The 24,610-nt window shown below is 48.4% G+C and carries 23 protein-coding genes; 8 read left to right on the top strand and 15 right to left on the bottom strand.

Annotated features, from left to right (window positions below; translation table 11 throughout):
- Positions 1-627 precede the first annotated feature (627 nt).
- The 6 genes from cysQ to cysG are packed head-to-tail and all read right to left on the bottom strand — an operon-like array spanning position 628 to position 7,547.
- Positions 628-1,368, bottom strand: a complete 741-nt coding sequence (cysQ, locus tag C9I98_RS25205) for a 3'(2'),5'-bisphosphate nucleotidase CysQ (RefSeq protein WP_036823799.1) — start codon at positions 1,366-1,368, stop codon at positions 628-630.
- 19 nt (positions 1,369-1,387) lie between these two features.
- Positions 1,388-2,008 carry an adenylyl-sulfate kinase gene (gene cysC / locus C9I98_RS25200; protein ID WP_420848097.1) on the bottom strand — a complete coding sequence of 207 codons (621 nt, stop codon included), beginning with the start codon at positions 2,006-2,008 and terminating at the stop codon, positions 1,388-1,390.
- Between the two features lie 21 nt (positions 2,009-2,029).
- Positions 2,030-3,757 (bottom strand): SLC13 family permease, encoded by a 1,728-nt coding sequence (locus C9I98_RS25195; RefSeq protein ID WP_107272629.1) that lies wholly within the window; start codon positions 3,755-3,757, stop codon positions 2,030-2,032.
- A 5-nt stretch (positions 3,758-3,762) separates the two neighbouring features.
- On the bottom strand, positions 3,763-5,193 hold the full coding sequence (gene cysN / locus C9I98_RS25190) for a sulfate adenylyltransferase subunit CysN (protein ID WP_107272626.1): 1,431 nt from the start codon (positions 5,191-5,193) through the stop codon (positions 3,763-3,765).
- Positions 5,194-5,203: 10 nt separating this feature from the next.
- Positions 5,204-6,112, bottom strand: coding sequence for a sulfate adenylyltransferase subunit CysD (gene cysD / locus C9I98_RS25185; RefSeq protein WP_107272625.1), 909 nt, complete (start codon positions 6,110-6,112; stop codon positions 5,204-5,206).
- Between the two features lie 13 nt (positions 6,113-6,125).
- Positions 6,126-7,547, bottom strand: a complete 1,422-nt coding sequence (gene cysG / locus C9I98_RS25180; protein WP_036815934.1) for a siroheme synthase CysG — start codon at positions 7,545-7,547, stop codon at positions 6,126-6,128.
- Positions 7,548-7,961: 414 nt separating this feature from the next.
- Between cysG and C9I98_RS25175 the strand changes: the two genes are divergently transcribed.
- The 3 genes from C9I98_RS25175 to C9I98_RS25165 all read left to right on the top strand — a co-directional run bounded on the left by C9I98_RS25175 (position 7,962) and on the right by C9I98_RS25165 (position 11,155).
- A complete protein-coding gene (locus C9I98_RS25175) occupies positions 7,962-9,923 on the top strand; it encodes a bifunctional 2',3'-cyclic-nucleotide 2'-phosphodiesterase/3'-nucleotidase (RefSeq protein WP_036815952.1) in 1,962 nt (653 codons plus the stop codon).
- Between the two features lie 95 nt (positions 9,924-10,018).
- Positions 10,019-10,597, top strand: a complete 579-nt coding sequence (locus tag C9I98_RS25170) for a Crp/Fnr family transcriptional regulator (RefSeq protein WP_036815935.1) — start codon at positions 10,019-10,021, stop codon at positions 10,595-10,597.
- 81 nt (positions 10,598-10,678) lie between these two features.
- Entirely contained in the window at positions 10,679-11,155 is a 477-nt protein-coding gene (locus C9I98_RS25165) for a GNAT family N-acetyltransferase (protein ID WP_036815936.1), read from the top strand.
- 50 nt (positions 11,156-11,205) lie between these two features.
- Here the strand turns inward: C9I98_RS25165 and C9I98_RS25160 are convergent, their stop codons facing one another.
- Complete coding sequence (locus C9I98_RS25160) at positions 11,206-11,868, bottom strand: LysM-like peptidoglycan-binding domain-containing protein (protein WP_036815937.1); 663 nt, start codon at positions 11,866-11,868, stop codon at positions 11,206-11,208.
- 120 nt (positions 11,869-11,988) lie between these two features.
- Between C9I98_RS25160 and bamJ the strand changes: the two genes are divergently transcribed.
- Complete coding sequence (gene bamJ / locus C9I98_RS25155; protein ID WP_036815938.1) at positions 11,989-12,609, top strand: BamJ family beta-barrel-assembly machinery protein; 621 nt, start codon at positions 11,989-11,991, stop codon at positions 12,607-12,609.
- 191 nt (positions 12,610-12,800) lie between these two features.
- Positions 12,801-13,301: a DUF2780 domain-containing protein gene (locus C9I98_RS25150; protein WP_036815940.1), complete on the top strand. Its 501-nt coding sequence runs from the start codon at positions 12,801-12,803 to the stop codon at positions 13,299-13,301.
- Between the two features lie 191 nt (positions 13,302-13,492).
- Here the strand turns inward: C9I98_RS25150 and C9I98_RS25145 are convergent, their stop codons facing one another.
- The 7 genes from C9I98_RS25145 to dusA all read right to left on the bottom strand — a co-directional run bounded on the left by C9I98_RS25145 (position 13,493) and on the right by dusA (position 20,518).
- On the bottom strand, positions 13,493-14,254 hold the full coding sequence (locus tag C9I98_RS25145) for a phosphoadenylyl-sulfate reductase (protein ID WP_036815942.1): 762 nt from the start codon (positions 14,252-14,254) through the stop codon (positions 13,493-13,495).
- The gene (gene cysI, locus C9I98_RS25140; RefSeq protein ID WP_036815945.1) at positions 14,247-15,938 is read right to left on the bottom strand and encodes an assimilatory sulfite reductase (NADPH) hemoprotein subunit; all 1,692 of its coding nucleotides are present in this window, start codon (positions 15,936-15,938) and stop codon (positions 14,247-14,249) included. The genes C9I98_RS25145 and cysI overlap by 8 nt, the downstream gene beginning before the upstream one ends.
- Complete coding sequence (locus C9I98_RS25135) at positions 15,938-17,755, bottom strand: assimilatory sulfite reductase (NADPH) flavoprotein subunit (RefSeq protein WP_036815947.1); 1,818 nt, start codon at positions 17,753-17,755, stop codon at positions 15,938-15,940. The genes cysI and C9I98_RS25135 overlap by 1 nt, the downstream gene beginning before the upstream one ends.
- Before the next feature lie 159 nt (positions 17,756-17,914).
- Positions 17,915-18,148, bottom strand: coding sequence for a hypothetical protein (locus C9I98_RS25130; RefSeq protein WP_036815949.1), 234 nt, complete (start codon positions 18,146-18,148; stop codon positions 17,915-17,917).
- Positions 18,149-18,263: 115 nt separating this feature from the next.
- Positions 18,264-18,905 (bottom strand): TIGR04219 family outer membrane beta-barrel protein, encoded by a 642-nt coding sequence (locus C9I98_RS25125; RefSeq protein WP_107272624.1) that lies wholly within the window; start codon positions 18,903-18,905, stop codon positions 18,264-18,266.
- Positions 18,906-19,059: 154 nt separating this feature from the next.
- Positions 19,060-19,290 (bottom strand): envelope stress response protein PspG, encoded by a 231-nt coding sequence (gene pspG / locus C9I98_RS25120; RefSeq protein ID WP_036826936.1) that lies wholly within the window; start codon positions 19,288-19,290, stop codon positions 19,060-19,062.
- Positions 19,291-19,495: 205 nt separating this feature from the next.
- Positions 19,496-20,518: a tRNA dihydrouridine(20/20a) synthase DusA gene (gene dusA / locus C9I98_RS25115; protein ID WP_107272628.1), complete on the bottom strand. Its 1,023-nt coding sequence runs from the start codon at positions 20,516-20,518 to the stop codon at positions 19,496-19,498.
- Positions 20,519-21,357: 839 nt separating this feature from the next.
- Here dusA and zur point away from each other — a divergent pair.
- The 3 genes from zur (at position 21,358) to C9I98_RS25100 (ending at position 22,773) form a co-directional block, all read left to right on the top strand.
- Complete coding sequence (zur, locus tag C9I98_RS25110; protein ID WP_036822842.1) at positions 21,358-21,801, top strand: zinc uptake transcriptional repressor Zur; 444 nt, start codon at positions 21,358-21,360, stop codon at positions 21,799-21,801.
- A gap of 31 nt (positions 21,802-21,832) precedes the next feature.
- Positions 21,833-22,297, top strand: a complete 465-nt coding sequence (locus tag C9I98_RS25105; protein ID WP_036822840.1) for a chemotaxis protein CheX — start codon at positions 21,833-21,835, stop codon at positions 22,295-22,297.
- 266 nt (positions 22,298-22,563) lie between these two features.
- Complete coding sequence (locus C9I98_RS25100; RefSeq protein WP_036822839.1) at positions 22,564-22,773, top strand: cold-shock protein; 210 nt, start codon at positions 22,564-22,566, stop codon at positions 22,771-22,773.
- Between the two features lie 98 nt (positions 22,774-22,871).
- Here the strand turns inward: C9I98_RS25100 and pgi are convergent, their stop codons facing one another.
- Entirely contained in the window at positions 22,872-24,524 is a 1,653-nt protein-coding gene (pgi, locus tag C9I98_RS25095) for a glucose-6-phosphate isomerase (protein WP_036822837.1), read from the bottom strand.
- Between the last annotated feature and the right edge of the window lie 86 nt (positions 24,525-24,610).

The raw sequence follows: 24,610 nt of genomic DNA, 5'->3' as shown, positions 1-24,610 counted from the left end.
AGTAATGAATGAATTGACTGTGCCGAATCTTGCGATTCGATTTGGTCACTCAGTTTCATTGATAAATCTTTTGACTATCATTTCACGAGTGCCCACACAGATTGCATGGTCAAATTGTTAAAGAACACTGACTCAACACTTCGTGTCGGTCGAGGCTGCGTATCTTACACCGCCAAAATCTCATGTCAATAACAAATTTCAAAAAATATTTTCAAAACTCTTTACTGACAAGGCTTACAAAAGTAAAAGGTGTTTTTTAAAGACCTAAAAACGATTTCGCAAGCAAGGCCGGCAATTCTAATTATTTAACCCTCACTGTCAAGCAGGAAACATCAAATAAAATTCACCAGACAAACCACCAACAAGTTATCCACAACTTGTAAATAGCTTACTAAGAAGCGCGTCCCTGTTGGTGAGGCGGCATTATAGGGAAGGTTTAACAGGAGGCAACTATTTTCTTTGTACTTTTTTATCGACTGCAGACAAAACAAGCATAAAAACGATAAAAACAACAGAAAACAGTCAACATTAATGGATAATCAGCACCACCCATATTTCAGCCGTAATTGTAAGCTTAGCTAATAATAGCGATGGTGCTGAGAAATTTAACAGAAAAGGTAAATTAGATTAGAGTGAAACAGTAAAAAACGGGTTCAGTAGCTCTTCCCGATGATAACTCAACACCTCTCCAGCAATATTCGTCACCTTCGCCCCTGCACTTTCGGCTATGCATTGTCCTGCTGCTGTATCCCACATCATCGTAGGCCCAAGTCTTGGGTAGTACTGCGCTCGTCCTTCAGCAACCAAGCAAAACTTCAATGATGACCCAACCTCAGCTAGCTTATGAGGGCCAATTTGTGTGAGAAAATCAGCTAACGCAGGGCTTGGGTGTGAGCGGCTTCCAACAACCGTTGGGATCTCAGCAGAACGTACACGTATTTTTTCTTTGCCAGCTTCACTCACCAGCCATGCCTGCTCACCATTCCCCAACCAAGCTTTACTCAGGGCCGGCGCATAAACAACCGCAAGGACAGGCTTCCCATTATCAATCAAAGCAATGTTAACGGTGAACTCTCCATTTTTACGGAGGAATTCTTTTGTTCCATCAAGTGGGTCCACCAGCCAAAACCTTTCCCAACTCTTTCTTTGCTCCCAACTAATAACGGCAGACTCTTCCGATAGAATAGGGATCTCTGGCGTCAGTTGGCGCAAATGCTGAACAATAACTTCGTTGGCCGCTAAATCAGCTGCCGTCACCGGACTTTTATCTGCTTTCTCCATAACGGCGACATGATCATGGTAATGCTCCATGATCACCTCGCCAGCTTGCAGCGCTATGCTATGAAGCGACTCTAATAACTTATCCATCCCCTTTCCTTGCTATTGGTTAAATGACTTGTTGTTTTCTCAATGCCTCAATACATATTGAGACCAGCGATTCGATATCATGCTCACCAGCAGAAAGGTGTATTTCTGGCTGTAAGGGCTTTTCATACTCTGAATCAATACCAGTGAACTGCCTGAGCTCCCCTGCTCGCGCTTTCTTATATAGCCCTTTGGGATCGCGTTGCTCACAAACATCGAGAGGCGTATCGACAAACACTTCAAAGAACTCTCCAGTAGGCAACAAGTCACGAACCAACTGCCTTTCTTGACGATGAGGTGAGATAAATGCACTTAACACAATTAACCCCGCATCGGCCATTAGCCTAGCAACCTCGCCAATCCGGCGGATATTCTCTCGTCGGTCTTCTGCGGAAAATCCAAGATCTTTGCACAAGCCATGGCGAACATTATCACCATCCAGCAAGTATGTATGATATCCCAATTCCGCAAGTCGGGACTCTAAGGCACCAGCGACGGTTGACTTCCCTGCGCCACTTAGCCCAGTAAACCACAGCACACAAGGCCGCTGCTTTTTTTGAGTGGACCTATAGGCTTTATCTACCTGATGAGTATGCCAAACAATATTTTCATTATCATGAGACTGCACTACCGAGCTCATCATCAACTCCATTTGTATCAATTATTAAAAAGGGAATAGCTGTGGGATCAAGGTTAAAACGACAATCGAATAGACCAAAGAAATAGGCAGCCCAACCCGAAGGTAGTCTTTCAGCTGATAGTTTCCAACGCTATAGACGAGTAAGTTTGTCTGATAACCATAAGGAGAAATAAAACTGGCACTTGCGCCAAACAGGATAGCCATAATGAATGGCATCGGATCTACCCCGTAGCTAATCGCTAAGCTATAAGCTATCGGAAATGACAGAGCCGCAGCTGCATTGTTGGTGACGAGTTCAGTTAACACCAAGGTTAATAGATAAACCGCAATCAATGCACCGTATATGCCAAAACCATTAAACGTGGACATCAGCATGCTCCCCATTCTTTCCGACAGCCCGCTTGATAACATCAATTGGGCCAGACTCAATGCAGAGCCAACAATCACCACTATATCTATTGGGAAGCGGCGCCTCAGTTCAGCAAAAGAGATTATGCCCGTAAAAATAAGCAGCATCAGATAGGCAGCCAAACCATTTATTATTGGAAGAACCTCCAATAACGCTGAGGCAATAACCGCCAAGAAACCAAGCAACACTGTGATGCTCTTGCGCCCATCTAGCTTTGCACTCGAATCAAGGCCATTCACCAAAACAAATTCACGATTCAGTTGCTGCTTTTTACTTTGGAACTCTTTTCCTGGCACAATAACCAAGGTATCACCAGCGTGGAGCTCTATATTGCCAAGCCCACCCGCCAACCTTTCATGGCCTCGACGTATGGCCACGACGACGGCATCGAAGCGTTCTCTAAATTTCACATCTTTTAATGTGCTACCCCGAATACCGGCTGATTGGCTTACTATCACTTCCAACATAGATTGGCCGTTGAGATGATGCTGACCAAACAATGTTAATCCTTTTATTTCCTGAAGCGTGGTGACACTTTCAATATCACCGCAGAACAGCAATCTATCCCCGGCCATCAATTGTGTATCGGGACACACTGGTGCTATGGTTTTGCCGTCCCTGATGATCTCAGCCAAAAACAATCTGCGTAACGCCCTTAAACCATTCGCAGCAACGCTTTTTCCCACCAACGCTGACCCATTTTCTACTTTCGCTTCCAAAAAGTAAGGCAATTCATCCTGGCTATGGTCATCATATACAGGCAATAAATAGCTTAACGGGATCAAAATCAGCAAACCCACGACCAATACCGCTAGCCCTATTGTTGTCGGGGCAAAGAACCCCAGGCTGGGCAACCCGGCATCCTCCACAAAGCTATTGATGATCAGATTGGTCGAAGTACCAATAAGGGTCAGTGTTCCGCCTAAAATCGCGGCATAGGATAATGGGATCAGCAACCGTGATGGTGCATGTTTTTGGTTACGCTTGATGGCCCCTATCAGCGAAACCACAACCGCAGTGTTATTTGTGAATGAAGACAAAAACGCAGTTGAAAGCCCCAACTTAGCCACCACGGTCGATTGTCCACCGCGAGATATCTGCGCCCCTACCCAGCTTATCAGCCGTGTTTTTTCTAAGGCGATAGAAACAAGGATCAGTAGCACCAATGTCAGTAGTGAGGAATTCGTGAAGTTGCCCGCCAGTGTCGGCAAATCAATCATTCCAGCCTGAAATCCCACAAACGCCGCACCAGCAAATAAATATGCTGGCTTGATTTTTGTTGTAAGAAGGCAGGTTACTATCGCCACCAGCATGGCGAGCACCATTCCTTGTTCCCATCCCATCATGATTACCCTAGCAGATTGCTAATATCCTTCGCATCCCAATGCGGGAAGTGCTTGCGGATAAGGGCATTAAGCTCAATTTCAAACGCTGAAACTGAAGGATTAGGCTGCGATTGCTCGGCACTCAGGGCTTCACGGATCATACCGGCACCAACTGTTACATTCGTTAGCCTATCGATAACAATGAAACCTCCGGTATCAGGGCTATCTTGGTAGGCATCGACAGCGATATTCTCTGTCAACGCTACTTCACACAACCCAATACCATTGAGCGGTAAGGATCCTGTATCAAAAGTATCGAGGTTATTGATGTCGACTTGATAGCGTATCGCCTGAACACTACCCACCGTCTTCTTCCCTGCCACTTTTATATCGTATTGGCGGCCGACCTCCAGTGGCGCTTCTGCCATCCATACTATATCCGCAAGCAATTGGTTACTTAGCGGCACAACCTCCCCGCTTGAAACAAGCGTGTCACCACGGCTGACATCTATCTCATCGGCAAGAGTCACGGTGACCGCCTGTCCCGAAAATGCGGTAGGCAAGTCGCCATCAAAAGTCACAATACGCTCGACAGTCGAGCTCTTACCTGAAGGCAACGCTGTTATGCTATCGCCAACGCTAATTTCACCGGCAGCAACCGTGCCTGCAAACCCTCTGAAGTCAAGATTCGGGCGGTTGACATACTGAACCGGCAAACGGAAGCCCACAGTCCCATTGCGGCTAGCAATATCGACCGACTCCAACAAAGACAACAGTGATTCACCGTTATACCAAGGTGTTTGTTCACTCAGGTCAACCACGTTATCGCCTTCTAAGGCAGAAAGGGGCACCAATTTAATATCGAGTGACGGGTTAAGCTTTTCAGCAAAGGCAAGGTACTCATCACGGATAGACTCAAAGCGAGATTGCTCAAAGCCAACGAGGTCCATTTTATTGATCGCCACAATGAAGTGACGGATCCCCAGCAGGTTAGCAATGAACGAGTGACGACGAGTTTGATCAAGCACGCCTTTACGGGCATCAATCAAGATGACAGCAACATCACAAGTCGAGGCCCCGGTTGCCATATTTCGGGTGTACTGCTCGTGCCCTGGCGTATCGGCAATAATAAATTTACGCTGCTTGGTCGAAAAGTAGCGATAGGCAACATCAATGGTAATTCCCTGCTCACGCTCAGCCTGCAGGCCATCAACAAGCAAAGCTAGATCGGGCTTGTCTCCTGTCGTACCGACTTTTTGGCTATCGGCATGGATAGCTGCAAGTTGATCTTCATATATTTGTTGAGAATCATGCAGCAAGCGGCCAATCAGGGTGCTTTTCCCATCATCTACCGACCCGCAAGTAAGGAAGCGGAGCAGTGACTTGTTCTGGTGCTGGTCAAGGTATGCTTCGATACCTAACTCAGCGACTTGTTGTTCAATAGAGCTGTTCATTATTCTCTCCTTAGAAGTATCCCTGACGTTTTTTCAGCTCCATCGAGCCAGATTGGTCGTGGTCTATCGCCCGCCCTTGGCGTTCACTCGAAGTCGCGACAAGCATCTCTTCGATGATCCCAGTTAGGGTATCCGCCTCAGACTCAATAGCCCCCGTCAGTGGATAGCAGCCTAGGGTACGGAAACGCACACTTTTCTGTTCGATCTGCTCGCCAGGTTTTAGCTTCATTCGGTCATCGTCGACCATGATCAGCATGCCATCACGCTCGACGACAGGGCGTACTGCCGATAAATAAAGAGGAACGATCTCGATACCTTCAAGGTAGATGTATTGCCATATGTCCAGCTCCGTCCAGTTTGATAATGGGAAGACACGAATACTCTCCCCTTTATTAATCTGGCCGTTGTAGGTCTTCCATAACTCTGGGCGCTGGTTTTTCGGGTCCCAGGTATGGTTTTGATCGCGGAAGGAATAAACGCGCTCCTTGGCTCGGGATTTTTCCTCGTCACGCCTCGCCCCACCAAAAGCGGCATCAAAGCCATACTTATTCAAGGCCTGCTTCAACCCTTGGGTTTTCATAATATCGGTATGCTTTGACGAGCCATGGGTAAACGGGCTTACTCCCATCGCTAACCCTTCCGGGTTTTTATGCACTAAGAGGTCAAAGCCATACTTTTGCGCCGTCCGGTCACGGAATTCAATCATCTCGCGGAATTTCCAATCCGTGTCCACATGCAACAGCGGGAAAGGTATTTTCCCCGGATAGAATGCCTTACGTGCAAGATGCAGCATCACAGAAGAGTCTTTGCCAATTGAATACATCATGACGGGATTATCAAACTCTGCTGCCACTTCACGGATAATATGAATACTTTCCGCTTCCAGCTGCTTGAGGTGGGTTAGTCGTTTCGGGTCCATTACTCTCTCCATACTAAGCCAGCTTTACTACAGACGGTTCAACACTGCCGTTGTGTAAATGCTGCTCCTGCTTACCGAACCAATGTAGTTTTTCTGAAAGTGTGACAACTTCACCCACAACAATGAGGGAAGGTGAAGCGGCCTGTTTAGCGAGTTCCGCCAGCCCACTTAGCTGGCCTTTAAGAATTTTTTGCGTTTGTTGAGTACCGCGCTCGATGATAGCGACTGGGGTAGTTTCATCTCGCCCATGAGCAATTAGCTGCTGCTGGATATCCGCTGAGTTCATCAGCCCCATATAGATGACAAGGGTTTGGTTCCCTCTCGCGAGAGTCGACCAGTCAAGCGCGCTGCCATCGGATTTAAGGTGGCCAGTGACAAACATGGCGGTTTGCGCATAGTCACGGTGGGTCAGCGGAATACCGGCATAAGCGGTGGCACCGGCCGCCGCGGTGACACCCGGTACCACTTGAAAAGGAATGCCAGCATCAAAAAGCACTTCCAGCTCTTCGCCCCCTCGGCCAAAGACAAAGGGATCGCCTCCTTTTAAGCGGACAACACGCTTGCCTTGGGCGGCATATTGCACAATCAGCTGGTTAGTTTTTTCCTGAGGCACACTGTGGAAACCGGCTTTTTTACCGACACACACCAATTCAGCATCACGGCGAACCAACACCATAACCTCATCAGACACCAAGTAGTCATATAGAACGACATCGGCTTGTTGCATTAATTGCAAGGCGCGCAGAGTAAGCAACCCCGCGTCTCCCGGCCCTGCGCCAATCAACGCAACTTCACCTGCCGTTTCGATACCACTAGATAGTTGCTCCAACTCCTGTTGTGCCTGCGCCTCTTGCCCGGTTGCAACAAGAGAAGCAAAGCGGCCTGAAAAGGCCTGCTCCCAGAAACGCCGGCGAGCAGAAAACGAACGCACTTTCGTGGCAAGGCGCGAGCGAAAACCACCCGCAATCTCGGCCATACGTCCCAAGTGTTGAGGCAATAGCGCTTCAAGCTGTTCGCGCACCAAACGGGCTAAAACCGGTGCTCTACCAGAAGATGACACCGCCACCATGATTGGCGAGCGGTCAATAATAGAAGGAATGATGAAACTGCAGCGCTGGGTATCATCGACAACATTGACTAACACCTGGCGTTGGTTGGCCGATTGATACACCAACGCATTGATAGCTTTGCGCCCTGTCGCGGCAATCGCCAAAAAGATGCCATTCAAATGCTCAGGTGAAAATTCACCGCCAATATATGCAACTTGCTTTGTCTCTATCGCATATTGAAAGTCCGGCGATAGCTCATCGGCAATAACCCTGACGTCGGCCCCTGCACTCAGCAACATTTTTGCTTTTCGCCAAGCGATATCGCCACCGCCCACCACCAAGCATGGGCGTCGCTTCAAGTCCGCAAATATTGGTAAATATTCCATTAATCAATGCACCTACAATTCCGTGATAGATGCACTATAGTTGTGGCCAAATATTACCTGAAATTCTTAAATTTCATTTTTTATACCAAAAAGTTTAACCACCAACGCCAGATTAGTAACAATTTGACATCACCTGAAAAAAACACCTAAAACCGGTGTCAGTGGCCCCATTTTGGCAGCAGAAAAGGCTGTATTCCCTCCTTGTTAGGCCAATTTCACTTATCTTATGCCTTTTTCGTCTACCTTTATGAGCAACGAAGATTGCCGAGAAAAAAGTCAGAGCGCACAAGAGCGCTGCTTTTTTGAAGAAAAAACGAGAGACCAAGCACATTCGTGCCAATAATGTACGTAACAATCGCCCCATTTTTGTTACTTTATGCACGCTTTCCTGTATCTATCATCGTGGAGAAAATCATGAAGTTATCAGCCAAACCATTGTCGCTAGCGATTTTGGGCGGCATGCTAGCCATCGCAGGCCCAGCTACTGCAGAAACCATCAAGCTACGTATCGTAGAAACCACTGATATTCATACTAATGTCATGGACTACGACTACTACAAAGACAAGCCAACTATGAAAACTGGCTTGGTACGTACTGCAACGCTAGTAAAGCAAGCACAGTCAGAAGTCACCAATAGCATTCTGGTTGATAACGGTGACCTGCTTCAAGGTAGCCCAATGGGCGACTACATGGCCGCAAAAGGCCTGGAAGTTGGTGAGATCCACCCGGTTTACAAAGCCATGAACCAGCTTGACTATGAAGTGGGTAACATTGGTAACCACGAATTCAACTACGGCCTAGAGTTCCTTGACCGCGCGGTAGCCGGTGCTGACTTCCCTTACATCAGCTCAAACGTTTATGACGCGAAAACGGGCGAACCGCTGTTCCAGCCTTACATCATCAAGACCCACACCTTCAAAGACACCGACGGTGCCGAGCACGAAGTGAAAGTCGGCTATATCGGCTTTGTTCCGCCACAAATCATGGTGTGGGATAAGAAGCACCTAGAAGGTAAAGTTGTCGCGAAAGACATCAAAGAGTCAGCTGAGAAGTATGTACCACAGATGAAAGCTGAAGGTGCAGACATCATCGTTGCGATCCCTCACTCGGGTGTTTCATCTGACCCATACAAGGCAATGGCTGAGAACTCGTCTTACTACCTAACAGAAGTTGAAGGTATTGATGCAATTGCCTTTGGCCACTCGCATGCGGTATTCCCAAGCGAAGGCTTTGCTAACTTACCAAATACCGACATCGAAAAAGGGACTATCAACGGTATCCCTGCCGTCATGCCAGGCCGTTGGGGTGACCACGTTGGTGTGATGGATCTTGTTCTAAAACAAGACGGTGAGAGCTGGAAAGTAACTGGCGCCCAGACTGAAGCACGCCCAATTTTCGATATGGCGAACAACAAGCCACTTGTTGATGCTGATGAAAAAATGGTGAAAGCCGTTGAAGCTGACCACAAAGGCACCCGCGAGTTTGTTAACCAGCCAATCGGTAAAGCTAGCGATGTGATGTACAGCTTCCTTGCGCTAGTGCAAGATGACCCAACAGTACAGATCGTTAGCCTTGCTCAGCAAGACTATGTTGAACGCTTCATCCAGGGCGACCCAGATCTAGACGGTATTCCAGTCCTATCTGCTGCTGCGCCATTTAAAGCCGGCGGCCGTGGTAACGATCCAACGAACTTTACCGAAGTTGAATCTGGTCAGCTGACCTTCCGTAACGCTGCAGACCTTTACCTATACCCGAATACGCTAGTCGCACTTAAAGTGACAGGTAAAGATGTGAAGAACTGGCTTGAGTGTTCTGCCGGTCAGTTTAACCAGATCGACCTAAATAGCACCGAACAGCAAGGCCTGATCAACTGGGATGGCTTCCGTACTTACAACTTCGACGTGATTGATGGTGTTAACTACAGCATTGATGTTTCTCAGCCAGCTCGCTTCGATGGTGACTGTAAACTGATTAACGACAAAGCAGAGCGTATCCAAAACCTAACGTTCAACGGCAAGCCTGTTGACCCAGACCAGCCGTTCATCATTGCGACCAACAACTACCGTGCATACAGTGGTAAGTTCGCTGGCACGGGCGAGGACTTCATCGCATTTGCTGCTCCGGATGAGAACCGCACCGTGGTTGCCAACTACATTAGCCGCGTAAGTAAAGAAGAAGGCCAAGTAGTACCAAGTGCAGATAACAACTGGAAATTTGCGCCTCTGAAGAGTGATAAGGAACTGAACATCACTTTTGAAACATCGCCTAGCGAGAAAGCGACGAAGTTCATCAAGGAGAAGGCACAATACCCAATGGAGAAAGTGGCTACTGATAAGATGGGCTTTGGTATCTACCGCATCGATCTTCAGAAGTAACCTCCTCATTACTTTTACATTCAACAATACCGCAGCATTCGCTGCGGTATTTTTTTGTTATGCTGATACCAACATTCCATTTTCATGGCCAAACGATGAAATCAGCCCTGACCGCCTTCTTGCGCCAGCACGGCGCCACCGACCACGAGATAGAGCAAGCCACTAACCAAGGCGAGCCCCTCGAGCTTCCTACTCGCCATATACTACTCAACCAAGGTGAAGAGCCCACCTATTGCTACTTCCTCCATGACGGTATTTGCCATGCCTGCTACCTTACCCCCGAGGGAAAGCAATTTAGCAAGGAGTTCTATTGGGATCAGGATGTCCTGATTGGTTTCGAAAGCCTGCTTGGCAATATGCCTTCACCGTTCTTACTGGAAACACTTAACGCCAGCCGGCTGATAGCCTTACCCATTGCCTTGCTTAAGGAATGGCGCCAACAGCACTCTGTCTTATACCGCACCCTGCTAGAGCGCCAATTACAGTTCAAAGAACACAAAGAGCGTTTCATGCTTATCCACAGTCCGGAAGAACGCTACTTGCTCTTTACCAGTAATTTTCCCGATCTAACCGAGAGACTGAGTGACTACCAGATCGCCTCCTACTTGGGGATCACTTCCACCAGCTTGAGCCGAATAAAGAAACGCTGCCAGCAACAAAATGACGAGAATTAAGCAGTACCTATTGCCTTTTGTTAATGAAAGGCAGCTAACAGCGGCTTATGATGGATAAAAAACGCTATACAAGGAAAACACATGCAATGGCAATGCCTGAGCTTCGAGCAGCTCGATACCCAACAACTCTACCAATTACTTAAGCTACGTTCGGATGTTTTTGTCGTCGAGCAAGAGTGCGCCTACCCCGACCTCGACAACCATGATTGCAATAATGGCACTTATCACTTGCTAGGTATTCGTGATGGCGAGCTGGTCGCCTACCTGAGATTATTGCCACCCGGGCTAACCTATGAGGATGTCAGTATCGGCCGGGTTGTAACTGCCGCTTCTGCTCGTGGCGATGGCCTTGGCCACCAGCTACTCGCCCAAGGCCTTATTGAAGCTGAACGACTATGGCCAAGCCACAGCATTGAGATTGGTGCCCAGTCCCACTTGCAGCATTACTATCAGAAATATGGCTTTACCGCCTGTTCTGACGAATACCTTGAGGACGGCATTCCCCATATCGATATGCGTATCGAAAAAGCCATTTCAACCAAGAACCTCGGCGCCTAAAAAAAGCCACATGATGTGGCTTTTTGTATTGCTTAAATCAGCAGTGAAGGTTACTGGCTTCTGGCAAAACTGCCATCCGAGCGACGGAAAAACATAATGGGATCACCACTGCGCCCTTCAATCTGCAGGGCGTCAAGATCCCCCTTGGCCGTTTGCTTGTAGCGCAATAGCTGACCCGCCTTCACCCGGCTTAACGGCTTATCATCACCTTCTATCGCCGCGACTGCGTACAAGTCGGCAAGCGGCAGTGCATGCTCACGAAAGATATTCGCAAGGGTTTGCCCCTTCTTCACTTCCACCTGCTCCCAGCTCAAAGGTTTTGACTGCACTTGTTGTGCTGGCTCAGGCTTGGCCTCCCGCACGGGTTGCGCCGTAGGGCGCTTTGGCGATGGCGGCTCTGGTCGCTCTCCGACTGCCACCGGTTCGGGTTGCTGCTTATTATCTAAATTAAGCACGAGTTCACGGCGTACCGTTTCCCCGCTATTGCTATTAGGCAATGGCGGACTTGAAGGCAGTAATGCCAATACCACCACCACAGGCACCAAAACGGCCAGTGCCCGACGGTGTAGTTTCGGCAGTTGCTGCCACTTCGACTCCAGCGGTGCAAACTTTGCTCGTAATGTCGCCCCGGCTTGCTTCAGTGCAGCCTTATCTAAGGCGATACGGGGAAAGGTAAATTCTTTTTTCTTCGAACGGCGTTTGGCCTGTCCCATAAACACACTCCAGCGTTTTCCATCTCACGCTATAAACAACATCTTGCCACAAAAGTTTACCCCAAGGGGAGGAAACTGTTATCCTGCTTGCTTTATTTACTCTAATTAAGAGATGACACCATGTCTGACGTTAAACTAGATACAGTTGAAACTAAAGCAAGCTACGGTATCGGTCTACAAATGGGCCAACAGCTAGCACAAAGTGGTCTTGAAGGCCTAAACGTTGCCGCTATCGCAAAAGGTATCGCGACTTCTCTAACTGGCGACATGCCAGAAATCGAAGTTGACGACATCAACAACGCTCTTCGTGATCTTCACACTCGCGCAGAAGCTGCTCGTCAAGAGCAAGCTAAAGCAGCGGCTGCAGACGGCGAAGCGTTCCTAAAAGATAACGCACTACGTTCAGAAGTAACAGTAACTGAATCTGGTCTACAGTACGAAGTACTTGTTGAAGGTACTGGTGAAATCCCAACTTCAGACAAGCAAGTTCGCGTTCACTACCACGGTGAGCTAACCGACGGTACTGTGTTCGACAGCTCTGTATCTCGCGGCCAGCCTGCTGAGTTCCCAGTAACTGGCGTTATCGCGGGTTGGGTTGAAGCGCTACAGATGATGCCTGTTGGCTCTAAGTGGAAACTATACATCCCACAAAACCTTGCATACGGCGAGCGCGGCGCAGGTGCTGCTATCCCTCCATATGCTGCACTAGTATTCGAAGTAGAACTACTAGACATCCTGTAATCATATCGCGGTTACTTGAAAAAACGGTGCTTCGGCGCCGTTTTTTATTTTAGGCTCCACCGCCCCATCCAACCGGCAGCACTTTTACTTTTTTATCTTGCCTATCATTATTTTGCCCACTTAGCCCATTCCTAACTAGACTTAACCTAGAACTCGCTCCAATTTCTTAAACGCTTTCAAGGAGGAATGGAATGGCACATCCTGCGCATTGGTATCAACGTATCTTGTTGGCCGCAACGGTTATCGGTACACTCACCGCCCCAATATCTAGCAGCGCTTTCAGCCTGTCTGACTTATTCGGAGGAGGTGATGAAGAAGCAGCACAAACCGCAGAGGCAGCGAACCCACTGACCTCGTTACTTAGCAGCCAACTGGGTATTACCCCAGAACAAGCAACCGGCGGTGCGGGGGCATTGCTGTCTATTGCCTCTAGCCAACTCGGTGGCGATCAAGCCTCGGAGCTCGCCAAAATCATCCCAGGGGCTGACGCCCTTGCCGATAGCCTTCCTCCCGGTATGGGTGCCTTACTGGGCAACATGGATACGATCAACCAAGTATTCAGTGCACTGGGGATGGATCCAAGCATGGTGAGCCAGTTTATTCCGGTTGTCATGCAGTTTCTTGGTGATCAAGGAGCCAGTGCCGGCTTAATGGAAAGCCTTGGCAATATCTGGAATCCAGCCAAAAGCTAATACCCCAGGCAACTAAGGGCGACTTTAAGCAAGGAAACAACGACTTGATCGCTGGCGAACAATACCCTGAGTCACCTTACGCTCTGTCATTATTGTGTGAAATTACTCGTTTATTACAGCAAATTCATTGTATTAACGAAAAACGCCTTACCACAGGGTAAGGCGTTTACTGTAAGGCGGTTAAACCAGCACTAGATCCCAGAGCCGTCCGACTCTACGTCACTTTCGTGCAGCCCACACTCACGCTTTAAACCAAAGAAACGCGTCTCTTCTTCCTTCATACCCGGCTCCCACTTCTTGGTGGTATGGGTATCGCCAACCGAGAGGTAACCTTGGTCCTTGAGCGGATGATACGGCAAGTCATGCTCAGCCAAGTAGCCATCGACCTGCTCGTTGCTCCAATCAATAAGCGGTAGAAACTTAAACAGGCCGTTTTGGATAGCGAGCACAGGGAGTGTTGCCCGGCTTTGTGCCTGCTCGCGGCGCAAACCCGAGAACCATGTGCCGACCGCTAGCTCATCCAACGCGCGACGCATCGGTTCCACTTTATTCAGTCGATTATACTGCTTGATCCCCTCCAGCCCTTGCTCCCATAACTTGCCATACCTTGCTTCTTGCCATTCGGGGCTTAGCTCAGCACGATAAACATGCAAGTTGAGGGACAACCGCTCAGTCAACTGATCAACAAATTGGTAGGTTTCCCCAAACAGGTAGCCGGTATCAGTGAGGATCACCGGAATATCGGCTTGCTCCCGGGTAACCAAATGCAACATCACCGCTGACTGAATACCAAAACTCGACGCGAGTGCAGCTTGCCCCGGCAAGTTTTCCAACGCCCAACGCACACGCTCAGGCGCTGACATCTGTTCGAGCTCAGCATTGATTGGCGCCATCGCCAAAATTTGTTCCACCTTGCTCTTGCCCAGCAAAGCCGAAAAGTCTGTCTTAGGCATAGAAGTCCCTCTTGGAGACGAGTACTGGTTCAATAATGCCAGCCCGTACCGTAAAGTCGCCAAAGCCTTCGTCCTGCTCTCGCTCATTTGCCCAGCGACCAACCAAACTGTCAATTTCAGCCAAGATGTCTGCAACAGTAATGTTCTCGCGGTACATTTTAGGCACGCGGGTACCATTACGGTTACCACCCAAGTGCAGGTTATAGCGACCAGGCGCCTTACCAACCAAGCCAATCTCTGCCAACATTGCCCGGCCGCAGCCATTAGGGCAGCCCGTTACCCGAAGGATAATATTGTCATCTTCCGGTAGCCCATGCTTCTCCAGCAGTTGCTCCACATCAGTCACGAATTCCGGCAAGAAGCGTTCAGCTTCAGCCATCGCCAGCGGACAAGTAGGCAACGCCACACAAGCCATGGAGTTTTTGCGCTGCTCAGATACGCCATCGTCGATCAGGCCGTGATCACGGGCGATCTTTTCGATCTTGCTTTTATCCTTTGCCGCCACGCCCGCAATGATGATGTTTTGGTTTGCCGTCATACGGAAATCCCCTTTATGGATTTTCGCAATTTCCGCCATCCCAGTTTTCAAAGGCTTGCCCGGGTAGTCGAGCAGGCGACCGTTTTCGACAAACAATGCCAAGTGATGCTTGCCATCAATACCCTCAACCCAGCCCAGGCGATCACCACGATCGGTAAACTCATACGGGCGGCTTTCCTCAAAGGCAATGCCGGCACGCTTTTCTACCTCGGCCTTAAAGACATCAGCACCGACACGATCCAGGGTATATTTAGTTTTGGCATTCTTACGGTTGGAGCGGTTACCCCAATCTCGCTGAGTTGTCACCACCGCAGCGGCTACGTCCAACGTCTTGGCCAGCGGGATAAAACCAAAGTCGTCGGCACGGCGTGGATAAGTAGACTTATCACCATGGGTCATCGCCAAGCCGCCGCCCACCAATACGTTAAAGCCAACCAATTTGCCCTTCTCGGCAATGGCGACAAAGTTCAGGTCGTTGGCATGCACATCCACATCATTCTGCGGTGGGATCACAACCGTGGTCTTGAACTTACGCGGCAAGTAATTGCTACCTAAAATAGGCTCTTCGTCCGTTGTCTCAAGCTTTTCGCCGTCTAGCCAGATCTCGGCGTAAGCACGGGTTTTCGGTAACAAGTGCTCACTGATCTTCTTTGCCCACTCGTAGGCTTCTTGGTGCAACTCTGATTCAACCGGGTTGGTGGTACACAATACGTTTCGGTTCACATCACCTGCAGTGGCAATTGAATCGATACCAATGCTGTTAAGCGTTTGGTGCATCAGCTTAATATTGGGTTTTAGCACCCCGTGGAACTGAAATGTCTGACGGGTCGTCAAACGAATGCTCCCGTACAGGGTATGCTCCTCGGCAAACTTGTCGATAGCCAACCATTGCTTTGGCGTGATCACCCCACCCGGCATACGGGCACGCAACATCACATTGTGCAAGGGCTCAAGTTTTTGCTTGGCGCGCTCGGCACGAATATCGCGATCATCTTGCTGGTACATGCCATGGAAGCGAATAAGCTGAAAGTTATCAGCTGTGAAGCCACCGGTGATCCGATCGCCCAGATCTTCCACAATCGTGCCGCGTAAGAAATTACTTTCGCGCTTCAGGCGTTCGTTATCTGATAATTTTTGCTCGCTCATTAGTACACATCCTTTTGATAACGCTTGCTCTTACGAAGCTCATTGAAGTATTGCTCAGCCTGCTCCCGGCTGTATTGCCCTTGCTGCTCGGCGATAGTAACCAATGCATCATGGACATCTTTCGCCATACGGTTCGCATCACCACACACGTATAGGTGGGCACCATCTTGCAGCCACTGCCACACACCGGCAGCATGTTCTAACAGGCGGTGTTGGACATACACTTTCTCTGCTTGATCACGGCTGAAAGCCACATCCAACTGGCTCAAAACACCAGACTTCAGGTATTTCTGCCATTCAACCTGGTACAAGAAGTCCTCGGTAAACGTACGATCACCAAAGAATAACCAGTTCTTGCCTTCGGCATCGCGATTCTCACGCTCTTGGACAAACGCGCGGAATGGGGCGATCCCCGTCCCAGGACCAATCATGATCACCGGCGTATTGTCGTCTTCCGGTAGCTTGAAATGTTTGTTCTCTTCGACAAACACTTTCACATTGCCACCTTCCTCAAGTCGCTGCGCCAAGTAGCTCGAAGCACCACCCTGTCGGGTTTCTTGGCCCTTGTCGTACTCCACCAAGCCGACAGTAAGGTGCACTTCTTCGCCCACTTCTTCTTGGCTTGATGCAATCGAGTACAAGCGAGGAGTAAGGCGACGCAGTAAGCCGCTAAGCTGCTCAGCGCTTAGCGTCGTTTTCTTCTCACCAAGCACATCAACCACTTGGGTATTGGCCGCGTATTCCCGCAACTTGTCTTTATCTGCCACCAGCTTTTCAAGCTTCTTACTGCCCGATAACTCGGCAAAGCGCGTCACCAACTGCGGGTTAGCAGCCGTAATTTCATAGCTGTTAACCAAAGCGTTTAACAGCGAAGTGGCCGAACCATCAACTTCAACCGGCTCTTCGCCCGTTAAGCCAACCTTGGCTGCTACAGCTTTCGCCAGCGCAGGATCATTGTCGTACCATACCCCCAATGCATCGCCAGGCTGGTAAGTGATCCCGGAGCCTTCCAAGTCAATTTCAACATGGCGAACATCCTTACCGGAGCTTCGTCCGGTAATTTTCTGGCTTAGCAACAAACTGGCCTCGTAAGGCTTCTGCTTAGTGTACGAAACCGACGCAGCACTTTGGCCTACCGGTAGCTGAACAACCTCTGCTTCGTCACCGCCGATGGTTTCCGCGACTTTATCCAAGGCTTTGGCGCGCCACTCAGCGGCCGGTGCATCGTAGTCAACATCACAGTCCAAACGGTCAAGCATCGGCTTCGCGCCCAACTTACCCAGGTAGGCATCAAAATCCTTGGCCGTTTGGCAGAAAAACTCATAGCTCGAATCACCCAAGCCAATAACGGCATATTGGAGGTTGGGTAATTTCGGCGCCTTCTTCGACTGCAAGAATTCATGCAGTTCAATGGCATCATCCGGTGCCTCGCCCTCGCCATGGGTTGACGCCACGATAATCGCGTGGGTCTCCTTGGCAAGGTTCTTACCTTTATAATCGCTCGCGGCAAACAGCTCAGCCGCAATACCCGCGGCATCGGCTTCTTCTTTCAGCGCTTGGGCAACACCCTTGGCATTCCCCGTTTGCGAGGCATAAATAATAACCAGCTTACCTGCCGGACGAGCGGCAATGGCCGCAGCAACAGGCTGCTGGGCTGGCACAGACTGGGCTGGCGCCTGGTTTTGGCTTAGCCCCCAAAAATATCCACTGATCCACGCCATCTGCTGTGGCGAAAGCTCGGCAGAAGCCTGCTGTAACTGATCGAGTTGTTGATCATTGAGCGGGCTTGCCAAAGCTGAGGTTTCCTTTAGTAACATGACACGACGATCCCTATACATTGCGTACGGGTTAGATTAGCTACTGAATGAAATAACAAGAAAGAATAGATAAGAATGTTTTATAACGATTTGTATGAATCGAAATAAAAAACTGGAGCCAGTGACTCCAGTTTAGAAAGGTCGCTCCGAGAATGGAGGTTAGAAGGTATCTGCGATTCTGACTTGGTGGAAGCCCACCTCAAACGCACGCTCCGTTGCTGTATCGATGTCGTGGTAGCACTTCTCACTACCGGCTCCGTCGGTCAAAGGAACAAATCCTCCCCGACGGTGGCGAAACTCTACTATCCATCCATTCGCCTGTATCGAAGGCTCAATCACGGCTTCTACGATATCACTGGATGAGTAAAGGTTCTGCAATTCAGTTAATGTCATAAGCCACTTCCCGATCGTCTTACCCCTTTAAAAATGGTACAAAAATCGAGAAACAGGCAACAAAAAAGCCACGATAAGTCGTGGCTTTGGAATAGAGATTTAGCTATTTGCTTGATTAGATGTCGATTTCAACACCCAAGAACCAGCCGTCAGTTTTGAATTCACCTGCGCTGCTCTTCACGAAATCAAAGTCGTAATCCATCACACGGTAGCCACCGCGTAGGTTTAGATCCGCTGCCACCAATGGGATGGACCACTTCATACCTAGCTGGCCATCGATAGTGGTTGTGCTGTCGTATTTGCCGTAGTTTAGGTCACCAAATACAGATAGGAAGGTCATAGGGATACCCACTTCCACGTTACCGTATAGGCTCGGCTGCCACTCGCTGAATGACTCACCAGCAAACTTACCTGAGTTGAACTTAGTCATGTTCACACCGATATCGAACGCAACTGCGTCGTTATCCAGGATTTCGTAGTACGCGGTGTAATCAGTCTGGCCGAAAGATACGTTGCCGTTATCCACATCAGTGTAGCGTAGACGCACATTTGGGATCAGTGGGATGAAGTGCTCAAGTGCAATGTAGTATGAGCCTGATGTGTTGCTATCAGAAGCGATTGCACCGTTATCAATTTTCGCATCAGTAAACCATGCATCAGCACCGGCTTTTACCCCTAAAAGCGTTGCTGCCTGAGCAGGTAGTGCTGCTGACAGAGCGACAGCTGCAGCAACCGCAGAAAGCGCTAATTTTTTCATTTCGAGTCTCCGCTCATTATTAGTATGTTCAAACGGCGAAGACTATACCAGATGCTGTTCAAAAAAACTGCTCTTAGGACATGATGCAAGTATTTTCAATGTAAAAATTTATATCCCTTCCTATTCAGGAAACGACTATATAAATAACCTTGATTTAACGAAAATATTTCTCACGATGACGCTTTTCCGCATTGCGTTCGCGGTAGAACCAAATCACCACCGCAATCAATATTAACCAAGGTAACATCTTAAACATCACCCCAATCATACCGGCGATAGCCATCACCACAAACCCTGCCGCCACGGCCAGCACCATACCAATCATACTGATACCGGAAAAAAACAACACAATCGCAAAGGCGATCAAAAATAGTAGTTCAACCATCTTATGTCCCTCTCTCAACCCAATATAGAACCTTTATGACTACCCATAGAGAGTGCACGAAATAGGCCAACCTAGAGAAAATACTAAAAGCTGTTAAAAATCAGGCATTAAAAAAGGCACATGATGTAATCACATGTGCCTCCTTACTATAAGCATGGTCTTTTTAGCCAAACCTAATGGCTAAGATGACTAATATTTGGTGATGTTAAACATCTAAATGAGCAGGGATTTTCGCCATTGCTTGCTCTAACACCTCAATACCAGCGCCCGGCTTATGGGCATTCTCACTGATATGTCGACGCCATTGGCGGGCACCCGGCATATTCTGGAATAAACCCAGCATATGGCGAGAAATATGGCCAAGGTACGAGCCATTTGCCAACTGGCGCTCGATATATGGATACATGGCTTCCACAATCTCACGGCGCTTTTTAACCGGCTTATCAGAGCCAAATAGACGCTGGTCGATTTCAGCCAATAAGTATGGATTCTGGTATGCCTCGCGCCCTACCATCACACCGTCAAGGTGCACCAGGTGCGCTTCGATTTCTTCCATGGTTTTCACACCGCCGTTCACTGCCATTGTCAGGTGCGGGAAGTCACGCTTTAACTGGTAAACACGCGGGTAATCCAACGGTGGGATTTCACGGTTTTCTTTCGGGCTCAAGCCACTTAGCCAAGCTTTACGTGCATGGATAGTAAAGTCCTGGCAGCCGCTTTTTTCACTGACTGTCGAAATGAAATCGGTTAGAAACTCGTAAGAGTCCTGATCATCAATACCAATTCGGGTTTTCACGGTAACAGGAATATCGACCACTTCGCGCATTGCCGACACACACTGGGCGACCAAGTCAGCCTCACCCATCAAGCAAGCACCAAAGCGGCCATTTTTTACGCGGTCAGATGGGCAGCCCACATTTAGGTTCACTTCATCATAGCCTCGCTCTTGCGCCAATTTGGCACAATGCGCCAGATCAGCAGGGTTCGAGCCGCCAAGTTGTAGTACCAACGGATGCTCTTCTTCGTTGTAGGCAAGGTAATCGGCTTTACCATGGATAATCGCGCCGGTTGTCACCATTTCAGTGTACAACTGAGTGTTCTCACTCAATAGGCGATGGAAGTAGCGACAGTGGCGATCGGTCCAATCGAGCATTGGCGCAACAGAAAACCGGCACGCAGGGTGCTCAACTTTCGCTGCAACTTGTGCTGCTTGTTCATTCGTTACCATCACGCTATCTGTCATCTGAAACCTCGTTGTTGACCCGCTTTACCTGCATCGCTTGGCATCCATTGTGATACCAAGTGTTCATACTGCCCTGCTTTTCCGCATCTAGGGCGAAATATAGCTCAAACAGAAAAGAGAGCGGATTCTACCCTATAACTCACACGATCCCAAATTTACAGTAAAAAGATCACTATGTGATTTTTGCTTTCACAACTAATCGTTAAAGGCGTACTTATACAAGTAAAAAGAACATCATAGGCAGATAATTTAATACAAATAAACCATTTAAAATCATAATATTAAGTAGGTGAAACTCTGTCATGTACAGCTAAAATACCTTTTTTACACCAATAGGCTAAATAGTCTGTACACCGTATTAGTACCATTTATAAATCAACTAATTAGCGACCGCACGATCCTTCTATTCATACATGCCAATAGCAATATGGTTAAAAAACACAAAAAACCTGTACACGCCATACCGAGTAAAAACAACATGACAGGCTAATCGAATTTAACGCTTTGATTTTAAAAACAAAAAAACCATGCGTTCAGCTTTTTTAGTTAATAGGCAAAAACATCCCAAAAGCTGTACACGCCTTTTCAACCCTTAATAATCAATAACTTATAGCCTTAAGCCATTACTCACAATCAACCACGAACAACAAAAAGCATGAATTACACCTATTCGCTGTACAATAGTGATGAGACTAGGAGCTATTATTTGACGTGATCTAGCACCCGCTTTTTCCCGTTAATCGCGCTAGAAAACCTATAACTAAGGTACGTTTAGCCGTGAATATGCTAGAATGCTGTACTTATCGCTTGTTTTTTGAGGTCATATGTCTAATCAAACGCAGCTGCTGGAAAAAGCACAACAGCTATGCGAAGAAAGGGGAGTAAGGCTGACACCTCAAAGGCTGAAAGTCCTTGAACTGATCATCACTCACCATAGTTCGATCAGTGCCTACGAACTCCTGGATCTACTTCGGGAAACCGAACCACAAGCGAAACCGCCGACGGTTTACCGTGCCCTCGATTTTCTCCTCGCTCAGGGTTTTGTGCATAAGGTCGAATCAACCAACAGCTACATTGCTTGTTGTGTTCTCGGACATGCGGATCATTGCTCTCAGCTGCTTATTTGTGATGAGTGCGGCACGGTAGAAGAATGCCACGATGATGGATTGGCGAAGTTGCTACGCCAAAAAGCGGAACAACATGGATTTGAAGTGTCGAACCATGTTGTTGAAAGCCATGGCATTTGCCAGCAATGCAAAAGTAAGTGAATTATTTAATTTAAAGCAGTCGTTATAAATTATGCGAGCAGAATTCGTAAACCCCTTCTTAGCGTCACTTTTGAATGTTCTCAAAACAATGGCGTCCATGGAGCTTGCTCCACAAAAACCTCGATTGAAAAAAGATGAAGTCGCCCGCGGTGATGTTTCTGGTTTGATCGGCATGATTGGTCCGCAAACAAAAGGCTCAATGTCTATTACGTTTGACGAAGGGTTAGCCTTGGAAATCATGCAGCGTATGTTGGGTGAGCGCCCACATGGCGTAAATGAGGAAGTCACTGACATGGTTGGTGAGATCACCAATATGGTCACAGGCGGTGCCAAGCGTATCCTGTCTGACAAAGGCTATGAGTTTGAAATGGCAACCCCGGCTGTTGTTTCCGGGCGTGGCCACACCATTACCCACAAGTGCGATGGCGCAATCATTATCATGCCTTTTGACTCCGAGTACGGCAAAGCCTTTATCGAGATTTGCTTCGACGGTTAAGGTTGCCAGCACTGCCAAGGGGCAATCTCAGCCGGTGTTTTCCGGCTGATTGCCTTGATAGCTAATATCAAGTTTATCACTTTGATTTTTCTGTGAAGTTGCCACAATTATCGGACAAAAAACTACCAACTGTCATACAATCGATCTAGACTGACTATGCTGGATAAGCATCTGAGCTCGTATGTTTTGATGCCCCTTGCAGCGTCATTTTGCTTGCCTGCTCAGGGCCAGCAAGGAAATATCTCATTCAAAGGAAAGATCGTAACATGAACAAACTGACTGGAACCGTTAAATGGTTCAACGATGAAAAAGGCTTTGGCTTCATTTCAGGTGCTGACGGCAAAGATGTATTCGTTCACTTCAGTGCTATTCAAGCTCAAGGCCGCCGTACCTTGCATGAAGGCCAGAATGTTGAATTTATCGTGACAGATGGTCAGAAAGGTCCACAGGCTAGCGAAGTTGTTGCTTTGTCTTAATTGCCTGCAAGGTGCCAGCTATAAAAAAACGCCGCTATGCGGCGTTTTTTATTGGCAAAAGGGAAGCAGGGCCTCCCTTTGTCACAATCGGCGATACCTTATGCACGCCATTGTTTGAATGCGTTGATCAAACCGTTCGTTGAGCTGTCGTGGCTAGCAATCGCCTCGTCACCGCCCAGTTCAGGCAAAATGTTGTTTGCTAGCTGCTTACCGAGTTCAACACCCCACTGATCAAAGCTGAAGATATTCCAAATCACACCTTGGGTGAAGATCTTGTGCTCGTAAAGCGCAATCAGCGAGCCCAGTACCGCAGGGGTCACTTGCTTCACCAAAATAGAGTTGGTTGGGCGGTTGCCATCAAATACCTTGAATGGTACTAGATCGGCAACTTCTTCCAGTGACTTACCAGCAGCCACGAACTCCGCTTCCACCTGCTCTTTAGTTTTACCGAATGCCAAAGCTTCAGTTTGGGCAAAGAAGTTTGCCATCAACTTAGGATGGTGATCGCTTAGTGGGTTGTGGCTGATTGCCGGCGCAATGAAGTCACATGGGATCAGCTTGGTACCTTGGTGGATCAACTGGTAGAACGCGTGCTGGCCGTTTGTGCCAGGCTCACCCCAGATGATAGGGCCAGTTTGGTAATTGATTGGGTTGCCGCCACGGTCAACGCACTTACCGTTCGATTCCATGTTGCCCTGCTGGAAGTAGGCAGCAAAGCGGTGCAGGTACTGGTCGTACGGCAAGATAGCTTCAGACTCAGCACCGTGGAAGTTGTTGTACCAAATACCGATTAGGGCAAGGATAACAGGCAGGTTCTGCTCAAGCGGCGCCTCAGCAAAGTGTTTATCCATCGCGTGGGCACCATCAAGTAGCGCCACAAAATTGTCGAAGCCAACAGCCAGGCTAATTGACAGGCCGATTGCCGAGCATAGCGAGTAACGGCCACCGACCCAGTCCCAAAATTCGAACATGTTGTCGGTATCAATACCGAACTCTGAAACCGACTTGGCGTTGGTTGACAGGGCCGCGAAGTGCTTAGCAACGTGTGCTTGATCGCCTGCTGACGCTAGGAACCAATCGCGGGCAGAGTGCGCGTTGGTCATGGTTTCTTGCGTGGTGAATGTTTTTGACGCGATTAGGAACAGTGTCGTTTCCGGGTTAAGCGGCTTCAGCGTTTCAGCAATGTGCGTACCATCAACATTAGACACAAAGTGCATGTTCAGGCGTGTTTTATATGGCGCCAGCGCTTCAGTCACCATGTAAGGGCCAAGATCCGAACCACCAATTCCGATGTTCACAACATCTGTGATTTCTTTCCCTGTGTAACCTTTCCACTCACCATCAACGATGCGAGCCGTGAATGCTGCCATTTTCTCAAGGACGGCATTCACTTTCGGCATGACGTCTTCGCCATCTACCATGATAGGTGTATTGCTGCGGTTACGCAGTGCAGAGTGCAATACCGCACGGTCTTCAGTCTGGTTGATCTTCTCACCGCTGAAAAGCTCACCGATCGCTGCTTTCACTTCCGTTTGCTCGGCTAGAGCAAACAGCTTAGCCATGGTCTCTTCAGTGATTAGGTTCTTAGAGTAATCAAGCAGGATATCGCTGCCAAACTCGGCAGAGAACTTTGCAAAACGCTCGCCGTCTTGGGCAAACAGTTCGCTTAGCTGAAGATCTTGAGCATCTTCAAAGTGCGCAGTCAGCGCTTTCCACGCTTCGGTATGGGTCGGATTGATGTTTTTCAACATGGTGAAGTTCCTGATTTTTAATTGTTAATCCATTAGCATTGTCAAAATCATCCAAGCTATGGATCCCCGATCTAAGTGAATGTTGT

It is taken from the genome of Photobacterium sanctipauli, assembly GCF_003026495.1.
Lineage (GTDB): Bacteria > Pseudomonadota > Gammaproteobacteria > Enterobacterales > Vibrionaceae > Photobacterium > Photobacterium sanctipauli.
The sequence above is the reverse complement of the archived record's forward strand: the minus strand, read 5'-3'. Positions and strand labels throughout refer to the sequence as shown.

What these genes read in the sequence shown, in the direction of transcription:
- cysC (WP_420848097.1), bottom strand. Translation starts at nt 2,008, where the DNA reads ATGATGAGCTCGGTAGTGCAGTCTCATGATAATGAAAATATTGTTTGG.
- bamJ (WP_036815938.1), top strand. Translation starts at nt 11,989, where the DNA reads ATGTCTGACGTTAAACTAGATACAGTTGAAACTAAAGCAAGCTACGGT.
- cysN (WP_107272626.1), bottom strand. Translation starts at nt 5,193, where the DNA reads ATGAACAGCTCTATTGAACAACAAGTCGCTGAGTTAGGTATCGAAGCA.
- C9I98_RS25145 (WP_036815942.1), bottom strand. Translation starts at nt 14,254, where the DNA reads ATGCCTAAGACAGACTTTTCGGCTTTGCTGGGCAAGAGCAAGGTGGAA.
- pspG (WP_036826936.1), bottom strand. Translation starts at nt 19,290, where the DNA reads ATGGTTGAACTACTATTTTTGATCGCCTTTGCGATTGTGTTGTTTTTT.
- C9I98_RS25175 (WP_036815952.1), top strand. Translation starts at nt 7,962, where the DNA reads ATGAAGTTATCAGCCAAACCATTGTCGCTAGCGATTTTGGGCGGCATG.
- C9I98_RS25150 (WP_036815940.1), top strand. Translation starts at nt 12,801, where the DNA reads ATGGCACATCCTGCGCATTGGTATCAACGTATCTTGTTGGCCGCAACG.
- C9I98_RS25165 (WP_036815936.1), top strand. Translation starts at nt 10,679, where the DNA reads ATGCAATGGCAATGCCTGAGCTTCGAGCAGCTCGATACCCAACAACTC.
- zur (WP_036822842.1), top strand. Translation starts at nt 21,358, where the DNA reads ATGTCTAATCAAACGCAGCTGCTGGAAAAAGCACAACAGCTATGCGAA.
- C9I98_RS25125 (WP_107272624.1), bottom strand. Translation starts at nt 18,905, where the DNA reads ATGAAAAAATTAGCGCTTTCTGCGGTTGCTGCAGCTGTCGCTCTGTCA.
- cysD (WP_107272625.1), bottom strand. Translation starts at nt 6,112, where the DNA reads ATGGACCCGAAACGACTAACCCACCTCAAGCAGCTGGAAGCGGAAAGT.
- C9I98_RS25170 (WP_036815935.1), top strand. Translation starts at nt 10,019, where the DNA reads ATGAAATCAGCCCTGACCGCCTTCTTGCGCCAGCACGGCGCCACCGAC.
- pgi (WP_036822837.1), bottom strand. Translation starts at nt 24,524, where the DNA reads ATGTTGAAAAACATCAATCCGACCCATACCGAAGCGTGGAAAGCGCTG.
- cysG (WP_036815934.1), bottom strand. Translation starts at nt 7,547, where the DNA reads ATGGAATATTTACCAATATTTGCGGACTTGAAGCGACGCCCATGCTTG.
- dusA (WP_107272628.1), bottom strand. Translation starts at nt 20,518, where the DNA reads ATGGTAACGAATGAACAAGCAGCACAAGTTGCAGCGAAAGTTGAGCAC.
- C9I98_RS25135 (WP_036815947.1), bottom strand. Translation starts at nt 17,755, where the DNA reads ATGTTACTAAAGGAAACCTCAGCTTTGGCAAGCCCGCTCAATGATCAA.
- C9I98_RS25160 (WP_036815937.1), bottom strand. Translation starts at nt 11,868, where the DNA reads ATGGGACAGGCCAAACGCCGTTCGAAGAAAAAAGAATTTACCTTTCCC.
- cysQ (WP_036823799.1), bottom strand. Translation starts at nt 1,368, where the DNA reads ATGGATAAGTTATTAGAGTCGCTTCATAGCATAGCGCTGCAAGCTGGC.
- C9I98_RS25130 (WP_036815949.1), bottom strand. Translation starts at nt 18,148, where the DNA reads ATGACATTAACTGAATTGCAGAACCTTTACTCATCCAGTGATATCGTA.
- C9I98_RS25195 (WP_107272629.1), bottom strand. Translation starts at nt 3,757, where the DNA reads ATGGGATGGGAACAAGGAATGGTGCTCGCCATGCTGGTGGCGATAGTA.
- cysI (WP_036815945.1), bottom strand. Translation starts at nt 15,938, where the DNA reads ATGAGCGAGCAAAAATTATCAGATAACGAACGCCTGAAGCGCGAAAGT.
- C9I98_RS25105 (WP_036822840.1), top strand. Translation starts at nt 21,833, where the DNA reads ATGCGAGCAGAATTCGTAAACCCCTTCTTAGCGTCACTTTTGAATGTT.
- C9I98_RS25100 (WP_036822839.1), top strand. Translation starts at nt 22,564, where the DNA reads ATGAACAAACTGACTGGAACCGTTAAATGGTTCAACGATGAAAAAGGC.